An 11,655-nucleotide genomic window follows, 5' to 3' on the forward strand; every position below is an offset into this window, starting at 1 on the left:
GACGCTTGGGGCCGGTCTTAGCCCCGAGTGACTGGGTCAACTAGATGTCTCGAGCATGCGCACCGAAGCCCGACTGAGAAAGGAAGATTATGATGGATGGCGAACAACCACAAGCAAGGCTCGATCGCATCAACGAATTGGCCAAACTGGCGAAAGAACGCGAGCTGACCGACGCGGAGCTCGCGGAGCGCAAAGTCTTGCGCGACGCTTATCTCAAGGATTTCCGCGCGGGGTTTGAACAGCGGATGGCCGAGTCAAAATATTACGACAAAAAAGGCAACGAGATCACCCCAGAAAAGCTTAAAGACGTTCAGCGCAAACAGGGCTGGCGGGAAGATTAGCCTTTTCAAGCGGGGTCAGGTTCTGTACAATGAATAAGACGGCCGCATCGCGGTCTTGAGATACAATTTTGGGAGGTAAAAACCATGGCTGTTTTATGGTTCGTGCTTGGGGCGATTTTAGGGCTCGTCGGCGGCTTCTTCGGCGCCCGTGCTTATATGAAGAAATACTTCCGGGATAATCCGCCGGTCAATGAGGACATGATGCGCACGATGATGATGCAGATGGGGCAAAAGCCATCCGAAAAGAAACTCAATCAGATCATGCAGCAAATGAAGCAACAACAAAGCAAGTCCAAGTAACAGCCGATTGTTTCGTCAGTGGTTCGGTCAGCCAAATGACTGGACCTTTTTTTGTGCTTTGAAACGAATTTTTCTCATCAAAGTTTTTTTCGAGTTTCATCTTGCTTTAAAAGAACGTTAATTACAGGAGGAGGCGCACAATGGGGGTCTTCAAAAAACTCAGTTGGTATTTTCAAGAGGAAAAGAAACGATATGGCCTGGGCATCTTATTCTTGCTGCTGGTTGCAATTGTGAATCTCATTCCACCCAAGGTCATTGGCACCTTGGTCGATTCAATGAATCAAAAGGGCGGGATCCAGACGGGGCAGTTGATGTCGCTGCTGGGTCTGCTTGTCTTTGCCGGCGTCGGCCAGTATGTGTTTCGCTTCGGCTGGCGCAACGCCATCTGGGGCGGCGCGGCGAAGCTGGAAAAAACGCTGCGCACACGGCTCTTCAACCATTTTATGAAGATGGATGCGACGTTTTACCAGCGCCACCGGACCGGCGATCTGATGGCTCATGCGACCAACGACTTAAACGCGATTCAAAACGTGGCCGGGGCCGGGATCTTGACGCTGTTTGACTCGCTGATCACAGGGACCACGACGATCATCGCGATGATCTTTTTCGTCGATTGGCGCCTGACGCTGTTTGCGATCTTGCCGATGCCACTGCTCGCGGTGATGGCGCGGCGGCTGGGGATGCGGCTGCACGCTGCGTTTGCGCGCTCGCAGGCCGCTTTTTCCCGGTTGAATGACAAGACGCAGGAAAGTGTCTCCGGTATCAAGGTGATCAAGACATTCGGGCAGGAAAAAGAGGATACCGCGGATTTTGACCAGATCGTCGACCACACGATCGAAATCAACAAGAAGGTCAACTTTCTGGATGCGCTGTTTGACCCGACGACCAGTCTGATCATGGGGATCACGTATGTCATCACGATCGCATATGGCGGTTATCTCGTCACCTCTAATGCGATCACAATCGGTCAGCTGGTCTCGTTTGTTTCATACGTCTCATCGCTTGTGTGGCCGATGTTTGCAATCGGGCGGTTATTCAACATTCTGGAACGCGGCAATGCCAGTTACGACCGTGTCGCTGAGCTGTTGAATGAACATAGTGCGATCATCGAGCAGCCAGATGCGATCGCCGCCCCGGCGCACGGGGATATCCGGTTCAAGATCAACAAGTTTGCCTATCCAGACGACGACCATGCGACGCTGACGCATGTGCATTTCACCTTGCCAGAGGGGCACACCCTGGGCATCGTCGGTCGCGTTGGCGCTGGGAAAAGTACGATCTTCAAGCTGCTGTTGCGCGAGTTTGATGATTACGACGGCGTGATCGAGTTTGGCGGCCAAAACATCAAGGCCTATACCCTTGAGGCGCTGCTCGATGCGATCGGGTATGTGCCGCAAGACAACTTCCTGTTTTCGACGACGGTGGCGGACAATATCCGCTTTTCTTCCTTTGAAAAGACGCAGCCCCAGGTCGAAGATGCGGCCAGAGAAAGTGCGGTCCACAACGATATTCTGGATTTTGCAGAAGGGTATGGCACGCTGGTCGGTGAGCGCGGCGTCAGTTTGTCTGGCGGGCAAAAACAGCGGCTGGCGATCGCGCGTGCGGTGATCACCACGCCTGAGCTGTTGATCATGGACGATGCGTTGTCTGCGGTCGATTCGAAGACCGAAGCGGAGATTCTCGACAATCTGCGGCAGGAGCGCGCCAACAAGACCACGATCATTGCGGCCCAGCGCCTCAGTTCGGTGATGCATGCCGATGAGATCTTGGTGCTGAAGGATGGCAGTGTGATCGAACGCGGCAGCCATGACGAGCTGCTGGCCAATAATGGCTGGTACGCCGAAATGTGGGCCAAGCAAGAGCTTGAACAAAAGATCGGAGGCGAAACTGTTGGCTAAATATGAATCCGCCTGGTCTCGCAGCATTCCCATGTGCGAGCAGTGGCACATTTTTACGCGTCTGATGTCCTACACCGGCGCCTATAAAAAGCAATTTGGCGGGGCGCTTGTGGCCGCCGCGCTGCTGGCCGGTATGAACGTCGCCTTGCCTCAGATCTTGCAGTATTTCATGGATCACTTTTTGACGAACAAAAGCGCGACGGTAAATATTCTGCTGGGCTTTGGGGCGCTATATGCACTGGGGACTTTGCTCAAGGCGTTTTTCCAGTTCTTCCAGACATTCTTGTTTGCGATGGGCTCTGAGCGCGGCCTTGAAGATGTGCGCCGGGAGCTGTTTGCGAAGCTCCACACGCTCGGCATGCGGTATTTTGACCAAACGCCGGCCGGCTCGATCGTCAGCCGAGTCACCAACGATACCATGACGCTTGCCGATTTTTGGAACGTGATTCTGTCGGTCATCGTCGGGCTGTTCTCGGTCGTCTCAAGCTTTGTCATCATGTTCAATATGAATGGTAAGATCTCGCTTCTAGTGTTGGCGTTTTTGCCGGTGCTGCTGATCGTGATCTGGTATTACAGTCAATACAGCTCGAAGGTCTATCGCCACATGCGTGAGAAACTGTCCGAGTTGAATACTAAGCTCAACGAATCGATCGAGGGCATCGGCATCATTCAACAGTTTCGGCAAGAGGCCCGTATCAGTCGAGAATTTGAGGCGACTAACAACGATTACCTGGATACGCGCAAGGCGATGATTCGGACCAACTCGCTGCTGTTGTCGCCGATCATCAACCTGCTTTACGCGCTGGCGCTGGTTGCGGTCTTGTATGCATTTGGCCTGCAATCACAGATCACATTTGTCGAGGCCGGGGTCGTTTATGCGTTCACAACTTATGTGGCGAATTTCTTCAACCCGATGACCAACATGATGGACAGCCTGTCCTCACTCCAAGATGGTATCGTGGCGGGAAGCCGGATCTTTCACATTCTGGATGACACGGAATACGCGCCAGCGCAAAATCCTGGCGCCAGCAAGACCATCACAACAGGCAAGATCGAATTCAAGCATGTCTCGTTTGCCTATGATGGGGTCCATGAGATTCTCCATGACATCTCCTTTGTCGCCAATCCAGGGGAAACGGTGGCGCTGGTCGGCCATACCGGTAGCGGCAAGTCCTCCATCATCAATGTGATGATGCGCTTTTACGAATTCGGCACCGGGGAGATCTTGATCGATGATGTCGACATTCGCGAGTATTCGATGACTGACCTTCGGCAAAAATTGGGGCTGGTCCTGCAGGATTCGTTCATGTTTTACGGCGATATTTCCAGCAACATTCGGCTGTTTAACGAGAACATCACCGACGAACAGATTCACGCCGCGGCCAAATTTGTGCAGGCCGATCGGTTCATCGATAAACTGCCGAAAACGTATCACGCTCGGGTGCTTGAGGGCGGGGCCCAATTTTCCAGCGGGGAGCGGCAACTGATCTCGTTTGCCCGTACCGTCGTCACGGACCCGAAGATCTTGGTGCTTGATGAGGCCACTGCGAACATCGATACGGAAACGGAATCGGTGATTCAAGAAGGCCTGCGCCGCATTCGCCAGGGCCGCACGACGATCGCGATCGCGCACCGGCTGTCGACGATCAAGGATGCTAACTTGATCTTGGTGCTTGACGCTGGGAAGATCATCGAGCGCGGCACTCATGAGGAACTGCTGGCGAAACAGGGCCGCTATTATGACATGTATCGCCTGCAAAATGGGGATGCGGTCACAGACTGATCTGCTGAAGCGGACATTAAAAAAAACATGGTCGCTGTGCACAGGATGCGCAGGGGGCCATGTTTTTTTGCGCTCATTTCGTTTTGGAAAAACCGCCTCAATTCAGGCCGGTGATCTGGTAATACTGGGTCGCGCTGCTGGACCAGTCGAAATTGGTGTTCGCGGCATTCATTTTGGTCTCGGCATTGCTGAGCGTGGCGGTGCTGAGGCCTAGCTCCTTGCGCAAGGCGTCGGAGGTCGCCTGCAGTTTTTCAGTGGAGACGACTTGATACCAGGCGTCGATCGTGGCGGCGTTGCCGATCAGCTGCGAGCGGGTGACCGATTTGGTCGCGCCCATGTATTTCTGGTAGAGGCTGATCATGTCGGCAAAACTCAGGTTGGTCTGCAGATTGGTGTCGATCGCCGTGAGCAATTTCTTAAAATTGGTCAGTGTCGAAAGCGAGGCCGCGTTTTTCAAAATGGCTGTGATCACTTGCTGCTGCCGTTTTTCACGGCCATAGTCGCCTTCTGGATCCGAGTCGCGCATCCGCACGTACTGAAGGGCCTGGATACCTGTGAGGTGCATTTTGCCCTTGGTGAAGGACACGCCGCTTTGGGTGAATGAAAATGGTACGGTGACATCGACGCCGCCGACAGCATTGACCACTTTCGTCAGCGCGCCCATATTCACGAGGACGTAATAATCGATTGGGACATTCAGCAGGGCGCTGACGGAATTGACCGCCATGTCTGCGCCGCCGATCGAGTAAGCCGCATTGATCTTTTGCACATTGGTGGTGCTGGTGCCGACCATTTCAGACAACGTGTCGCGGGGAATGCTCGTCATCGTCGTTTTTTTCGTGGTGGGGTTGATCGTGACCAGAATCATGGTGTCGGTGCGACCCTTTTTTTCCGTTCGGCCGAGACTCCCGGTGTCCGTGCCCATCAAAAGAATGCTGATCGGCTTAGCGGACGTGATCTTTTTATCCGCACTCGTGGTCTGGGCCTTTAGCGGGGTGTAAGTCTTGTCGATCGCCGCATGGGCGCTGCGGTAAACATAATAGCCATAGCCGCCAGCCGCCGCGAGCAGGAGTAAGAAGATGGCCCCCAGCCAGCGCCACACATGATGTTTTCGTCGTTGTTGCCGCATAAAAAAACCTCCATCCATTTGCCGCTCAGTGTACCAGACGCCGGGCGGCAAACAAATGAAGGACGAAAAACTTAAGTGATTGCTAATCAGAATGAAGAAAGTGTGACTAATGCCAAAAGCCGTAGCTGAAATAAATGACGAGGCCGATGCCAAACCAGATCAGACTCATCAACCAGGTCTCAAGTGGCAATTGGCTCATCAGGAGCAGGCAAAACAGAAAGCTGAGAATCGGCACCACCGGATATCCCGGTACCTTGAAGCCGGCGTTTTCGATCTGTTTGTGTCGGCGCAGAGGGATGATGCCAATCGAGACAAAGGCAAAGGCGATCAGTGTGCCGATGTTGACCAGGTTCACCAGCTGGGTCAATGGCACCAAGCCGCCCAGCACCGCGATGATCACAGTCACAGTCCACAAGGCGTGATTGGGCAGGTGATGCACAACTCGGCCGAAAAATGGCGGAAGCAAACCGTCACGGCCGATCGCATAGACCAGGCGAGACGAGCTGTAGATCATCGTCATCATCATGGTGAACATGCCGGCCAGCGCCCCGATCGAGATCACGCCGGCCAATTTTGGCTGGTGAATCAGGTTGAGTGCAAATGCCACTGGATCGGCCACATTGAGCTTCGTGTAAGGGACCATGCCGGTCAAGACGATCGCAACGAGCATGTAGAGCACCGTCGCGATGATCAGCGTCCCGATGATGCCGCGGGGCAATGTTTTCTGCGGGTCCTTGACCTCAGGTGCCGAAGCTGAGACCGCGTCGAATCCGAGATAGGCGAAAAACACCAGCGACGCGCCGGCCAGGATGCCTTTTGCCCCAAACGGTAGGTAAGGTTGCCAGTTCGTCGGGCGAACGTAAAAACAGCCGACGAACACAAACAGCGCGATGATCAGCAGTTTGACCCCAACCATCAGGCGATTGATGGTCATCGACGTGCTCAGACCGCGCGATAACAAGAGGCCGATCACAAGGACGACCACTACGGCGATCAAGTCGACATAGCGACCCTGCGCCGGGGCAAAGGAGCCGCTAATCGCTTGCGGCAGTGTCAGTGAAAAGCCGGCCAACAAACTGCGGAAATACGCCGCAAAGCTCGTCGACACCGCCGCGACCGCCAGCATGTATTCCAGAATGAGCGCCCAGCCGATGATCCAACCGAATAGTTGCCCGAAAACAATGTTGCCATACGCATAGGCCGAACCCGCGACGGGCAAGGCTGAGGCAAATTCGGCGTAACACATCGCCGCCAGCGAGCAGACCACGGCCGCCAGCAAAAATGCCAAGGTGATGCCTGGGCCGCTGGTAGTTGCGGCCACCGTGCCTGGTAAGATAAAGATGCCGGTGCCGATGACTGCGCCGATGCCCAGCGCGATCAGGTCGCGGGTCGTCAAGGTGCGGGCAAGCTGGTGATCTGCCTGCAGAGTCTGTGCCAGATCCGGTTTGCGTAGCGCGCGTTGCCAAAAACTCATCAAATGACCTCCACATATAAAAGGGTGCGTCGCCGAGCGGTTATGTCTGAGCAGCTAGTTCGAGCTGGGCAATTGATGGCGTCTTTAGCCATCAAGCGACCAGAGCGACTAGATGACTCAGACATGCTCGGCGAAGCCCAACTGAAAAAGGGTGCGTCGCCGAGCGGTTATGTCTGAGCAGCCAGTTCGAGCTGGGCGGTTGATGGCGACTTTAGCCATCGAGCGACCAGAGCTCCAACTGAAAAAAGGCAAGTGCTACAGCTTGCCTTTTGCTTTTTCTTCGAGATATTTTTCCTTATCAGGCACATACTTGAAGTTCGGATCGATCGCTTTGTCGATCTGGTCGAAGGCGGCCTGCATCTGTTCGCCAATTGCTTGGGTCGCCTTGTCATCAAGGCGGCCGGTCGGCACCGTGATCGGATCACCGAAGCGAACGGTGATGCGGCGGCGCAGCAGGACTTGCGAGAACTTCAGGGGGCCTTGATAGACCGCGGGCACGATCGGCACCTTGGCGAGTTTGGCGATCAAGATCGCACCGCCTTTGATGTCCTCGGAGTACCGCGAGCCGGACGGAAACACCATGACCGAGAGTTTTCCTTGCTTGAGCATGCGCACCGGTGTTTTAATGGCACTTGGCCCCGGATTTTTCCGGTCCACACCGAACGCATTGGCGTGAGTCAAGATCCAGGCCAGAATTTTGTTGTGCCACAGCTCGGCTTTGGCCATGAACGCATATTTGCGCGGGCTGCCGGCCAAGGCAAAAAAGATTGGGTCCCACCAGGTGCGGTGCGGGCCAACTAATACATATGGGCCATCAGGCAGGGCCTCTTTATTTTCATAGTGTGCGTTACCATTAAATAGGAACACCAAGACGCGGACAATGCCACGTGCGATCGAATAGAACATCAGGCTTCCCTCGCTTCCAAAATATCTGTTAGATTATACCATAAACTGCTAGGTGGATGTGTAGGACGTGGAAAGGGTGCATAGCGGGGCGCATCGCACTGTCCAGCGCGAGCGGTTATTGCCGGCTCACTGGATCTGCGGCAGCCGGCACATACCACTATTTCGACTTAGAAAGGAGTTGCCATGTTAAAGGAAGGAGAACGCATCGACACGCTTGGCGGGGCCGTGCAAGTGATTCAAAGCAACGACGTGTTTGCCTTTTCGCTGGATGCGGTGTTGCTTGCGGCGTTTGCACAGGTCAAACCGACCAGCCGCGTGGTCGATCTGGCGGCTGGCAACGGCGCGGTGGGCCTGTTTTTGGCCCCACGGACGACGGGCCAGGTGACCCTGATCGAATTGCAGCCCAAGTTGGCGGACATGGCCCAGCGCAGCGTGGTGCTCAATGGTTTTTCGGCCCATGTGGATGTGCTGACCATGGATCTCGCCAACGCGGCGCAGGCGGTGGCCAAGGACAGTGTGGACATCGTGACCTGCAATCCACCGTATTTCAAAGTGAATGACGCAAGCGTGAAAAATCCCAATCCGTACCTGGCAATCGCGCGGCATGAACTGACGACCAACTTTGAGACAGTGGCCAAGACGGCGGCATCGCTTCTAAAATATCAGGGCAAAGCCTTTTTCGTTCACCGGCCGGATCGCCTTGAGGAATTATTGGCAACGTTGGCCAAAGCGGGGCTTGCGCCAAAACGGGTGCGCTTCGTTTATCCAAAAGCGGGGCGCGAGGCCAACATGGTCCTGATCGAGACGATCAAGGCAGGCCGGCCAGGAGGACTCCGCATCCTCCCGCCGCTGGTCGTGTATGGGTCAGATGGCCACTATCTTGAGGAAGTGCGGCGGTTACTTTATGGGTGAGATCTTTTATTTTTACGTGCTGAAATGCGCGGATGGCACTTTTTACGGCGGCTATACCACGGATGTCGGGGAGCGGGTCGCCACACATAATGCCGGGAAAGGCGCAAAGTATACGAAGACCCGCAGGCCGGTGCGACTTTTGTACGCGGAAGCTTTTTCCGAGCGGCACGACGCCTTGTCTGCGGAGTGGCATTTCAAGCACCAGACGCGGGCTGACAAGGAAGCTTTTTTGACCGCGCATCAGGTCGACTGGCAAAAATAGCACCTGTCCAAGTTGGGCTCCGCGCGGCAGGTCTGAGGCAGCTAACCGGGTCCGGCACTCGGGGCTAAGTTCGGCCCCAAGCACCAGCCCCTGTTAGCTGCTCAGACCTGAACGCCGCGCTCCGCACCCTGTCCAAATTGGGCTCCGGCCCGCATGGTCGAGGTATCTAGTTGACTCGTGCACTCGGTGGCAAGGGCGCCACCAAGCGCCCAAGTCAAACTAGCTACTCGACCATCCCGCGGGCCTATGCACCCTGTCAACCAATTTTGCTTGTCAAAACCCAGCCGTTTGGGTATACTATTACAAGTGTGAAAACACAAACCACATCAGGCGAAGATCTTCGGCAAGGTGCTCGTGAGAGTCTGCCAGGGAGTTGACGCGTCTGAGAGGAAAAAACCATATTGGAGGACTACACATGTCTGTATTAAGCATGAAGCAGCTGCTTGAAGCTGGTGTCCATTTTGGTCACCAGACCCGTCGCTGGAACCCTAAGATGCGTCCGTATATCTTCACGGAACGCAACGGTATCTACATCATTGACCTGCAAAAGACGGTCAAGATGATCGATGATGCCTACAACTTCGTCAAGGACGAAGCGGCTGATGGCGGCGTATTCCTGTTCGTCGGCACCAAGAAGCAGGCCCAAGACGCGATCGCAGAAGAATCTGTTCGCGCCGGCCAATATTACGTCAACCATCGCTGGCTTGGCGGCACCTTGACCAACTGGAACACCATCCAGACCCGGATCAAGCGCCTCAAGGACATCAAGAAGATGGCTGAAGACGGCACCTTCGACAAGCTGCCGAAGAAGGAAGTTTCCCTGCTCAAGAAGCAGCAGGACAAGCTGACCAAGTTCCTCGGTGGGATCGAAGACATGCCACGCATCCCAGATGTGATCTTCATCGTGGATCCGCGCAAGGAAAAGATCGCCGTTCAGGAAGCTCAAAAGCTGAACATCCCGATCGTTGCGATGGTCGACACCAATTCTGATCCAGATGATATCGATGTGATCATTCCTTCTAACGATGACGCGATTCGTGCCGTTCGTCTGATCACTGCCAAGATGGCTGATGCCATTATCGAAGGCAACCAGGGCGAAGATCAGGCGGATGACCAAGCTGCTCAGCAGCCGGTCGATGCCCCGAAAGCCGACTCGATCGAAGATATCGTTGAAGCCGTTGAAGGCGACAACGACAGCAAGGATGCTGAATAAAATTTGATCATACGCGCCGTCTGAAAGTCTCGCATACTGCAAGATCTGCAGGCGGCGCTTTTGTCACCTAACAATTTTTGAGGAGGATCACTCATGGCTCAGATCACTGCTGCACAAGTTAAGGAACTCCGCGACCGTACCCAGGTCGGCATGATGGATGCAAAAAAGGCCCTTGTTGCCGCTGACGGCGACATGGACAAGGCCATCGACGTTTTACGCGAAAAAGGCTTGGCAAAAGCTGCCAAAAAGGCTGGCAACATTGCTGCTGAAGGATTAGCTGATATCGCGATCGACGGCAACGTTGCCGCTGTTGTTGAAGTCAACTCCGAGACCGATTTTGTTGCGAGCAACGCCGAATTCAAAGGCTTCGTTCAAAACGTGGCCAAGGCTGTCGCAGCCGGCAAACCAGCCGATATGGCGGCGGCGCTTGCGCTGGATCTTGATGGCAAGACCATCGACGAGGCAGCCAAGTCGCTGACCGCTGTCATCGGCGAAAAGATCAGCTTCCGTCGCTTTGCCGTTGTTGAAAAAGACGATGGTGACAACTTCGGCGCTTACCTGCACAATGGCGGCCAGATCGCCGCACTCGTGACCGTGACCGGCGCCGACGAAACTGTTGCGCGCGACATCGCGATGCACGTGGCTGCGATCAACCCGCGTTTCCTTGACCGGAGCGAAGTGCCTGCAGACGAACTGCAGCACCAGACCGATATTTTCACCGAAGAGACCAAGAACGAAGGCAAGCCTGAAAAGATCGTGCCACGCATCGTTGAAGGTCGTGTGAACAAGTGGTTGGCTGAGATCTCATTGGTCGATCAGGAATTCGTTAAGGATTCCGACAAGACGGTCGCTGAATTTGCCAAGGCAAACGGTGGCACCGTCAAAGGCTTCGTTCGCTTTGCAGTGGGCGAAGGAATCGAGAAAAAGGCCGATAACTTTGTTGACGAAGTGATGGGTCAGATCAAGTAAGACAATGGGCCGCAGCGATGCGGCTTTTTTGAATTAGGGCAAGGAAACACGTTCTTTCATGGACGTGATGAATTGCCCTTTTTCTGTGTCGTCGCGCTCTTCACATGGTACAAGATGACATGCTATAATTAACAGTATAAAGGATACTGAACGCTTAACGTATGGTAGAACATCTGTCTATAATCTCAATTACCACCTCATTTGGGGCACTAAATACCGAAACCGCGTTCTGAAAGGAAACATCGAAGCCGTGCTTAAGCGAATTCTCTATGAGGTCGCTGAGCAATATGGGTTCAGTATCGACCATCTGGAGATTGGTAAGGATGACCACGTTCACTTGTTAGTGAGTGCACCGCCGAAATTGTCGGTGACTAACATCGTTCGGTGGTTGAAGGGTATTTCGGCTCGTCAAATGTTCGTTGAGTGTCCCGAACTTCAACGAAGCTATTGGAAACACCAAGGGCGGCA

12 protein-coding genes are annotated in these 11,655 nt (G+C 54.3%); 9 read left to right on the top strand and 3 right to left on the bottom strand.

Annotated elements, in window-relative coordinates; all coding sequences use genetic code 11:
- The first annotated feature begins 92 nt into the window (after positions 1 to 92).
- The 4 genes from JUE67_RS12135 to JUE67_RS12150 all read left to right on the top strand — a co-directional run bounded on the left by JUE67_RS12135 (position 93) and on the right by JUE67_RS12150 (position 4,322).
- Positions 93 to 341, top strand: coding sequence for a DUF896 domain-containing protein (locus tag JUE67_RS12135; protein ID WP_203628166.1), 249 nt, complete (start codon positions 93 to 95; stop codon positions 339 to 341).
- An 84-nt stretch (positions 342 to 425) separates the two neighbouring features.
- On the top strand, positions 426 to 641 hold the full coding sequence (locus JUE67_RS12140) for a YneF family protein (protein ID WP_125696412.1): 216 nt from the start codon (positions 426 to 428) through the stop codon (positions 639 to 641).
- A gap of 140 nt (positions 642 to 781) precedes the next feature.
- Positions 782 to 2,539, top strand: a complete 1,758-nt coding sequence (locus JUE67_RS12145; protein ID WP_203628167.1) for an ABC transporter ATP-binding protein — start codon at positions 782 to 784, stop codon at positions 2,537 to 2,539.
- A gap of 31 nt (positions 2,540 to 2,570) precedes the next feature.
- Positions 2,571 to 4,322: an ABC transporter ATP-binding protein gene (locus JUE67_RS12150; protein ID WP_373300929.1), complete on the top strand. Its 1,752-nt coding sequence runs from the start codon at positions 2,571 to 2,573 to the stop codon at positions 4,320 to 4,322.
- 97 nt (positions 4,323 to 4,419) lie between these two features.
- Here JUE67_RS12150 and JUE67_RS12155 read toward each other — a convergent pair whose 3' ends face one another.
- The 3 genes from JUE67_RS12155 to JUE67_RS12165 form a co-directional block, all read right to left on the bottom strand.
- The gene (locus JUE67_RS12155) at positions 4,420 to 5,451 is read right to left on the bottom strand and encodes an LCP family protein (protein ID WP_225877945.1); all 1,032 of its coding nucleotides are present in this window, start codon (positions 5,449 to 5,451) and stop codon (positions 4,420 to 4,422) included.
- Between the two features lie 106 nt (positions 5,452 to 5,557).
- On the bottom strand, positions 5,558 to 6,925 hold the full coding sequence (locus JUE67_RS12160; protein ID WP_203628169.1) for an APC family permease: 1,368 nt from the start codon (positions 6,923 to 6,925) through the stop codon (positions 5,558 to 5,560).
- A gap of 255 nt (positions 6,926 to 7,180) precedes the next feature.
- Complete coding sequence (locus JUE67_RS12165; RefSeq protein WP_125696408.1) at positions 7,181 to 7,831, bottom strand: lysophospholipid acyltransferase family protein; 651 nt, start codon at positions 7,829 to 7,831, stop codon at positions 7,181 to 7,183.
- Positions 7,832 to 8,014: 183 nt separating this feature from the next.
- Between JUE67_RS12165 and JUE67_RS12170 the strand changes: the two genes are divergently transcribed.
- From JUE67_RS12170 to tnpA, 5 genes are all read left to right on the top strand, one after another.
- The gene (locus JUE67_RS12170; protein ID WP_203628170.1) at positions 8,015 to 8,743 is read left to right on the top strand and encodes a tRNA1(Val) (adenine(37)-N6)-methyltransferase; all 729 of its coding nucleotides are present in this window, start codon (positions 8,015 to 8,017) and stop codon (positions 8,741 to 8,743) included.
- Positions 8,736 to 9,005 (top strand): GIY-YIG nuclease family protein, encoded by a 270-nt coding sequence (locus JUE67_RS12175; protein ID WP_203628171.1) that lies wholly within the window; start codon positions 8,736 to 8,738, stop codon positions 9,003 to 9,005. The genes JUE67_RS12170 and JUE67_RS12175 overlap by 8 nt, the downstream gene beginning before the upstream one ends.
- A 415-nt stretch (positions 9,006 to 9,420) precedes the next feature.
- The gene (gene rpsB / locus JUE67_RS12180; protein WP_125696405.1) at positions 9,421 to 10,218 is read left to right on the top strand and encodes a 30S ribosomal protein S2; all 798 of its coding nucleotides are present in this window, start codon (positions 9,421 to 9,423) and stop codon (positions 10,216 to 10,218) included.
- A 93-nt stretch (positions 10,219 to 10,311) separates the two neighbouring features.
- On the top strand, positions 10,312 to 11,187 hold the full coding sequence (tsf, locus tag JUE67_RS12185) for a translation elongation factor Ts (RefSeq protein WP_203628172.1): 876 nt from the start codon (positions 10,312 to 10,314) through the stop codon (positions 11,185 to 11,187).
- Positions 11,188 to 11,323: 136 nt separating this feature from the next.
- A partial coding sequence (gene tnpA, locus JUE67_RS12190; RefSeq protein WP_203637178.1) for an IS200/IS605 family transposase occupies positions 11,324 to 11,655 on the top strand: 332 nt, incomplete at its 3' end.

The organism is Lacticaseibacillus mingshuiensis, from assembly GCF_016861785.1.
GTDB lineage: Bacteria > Bacillota > Bacilli > Lactobacillales > Lactobacillaceae > Lacticaseibacillus > Lacticaseibacillus mingshuiensis.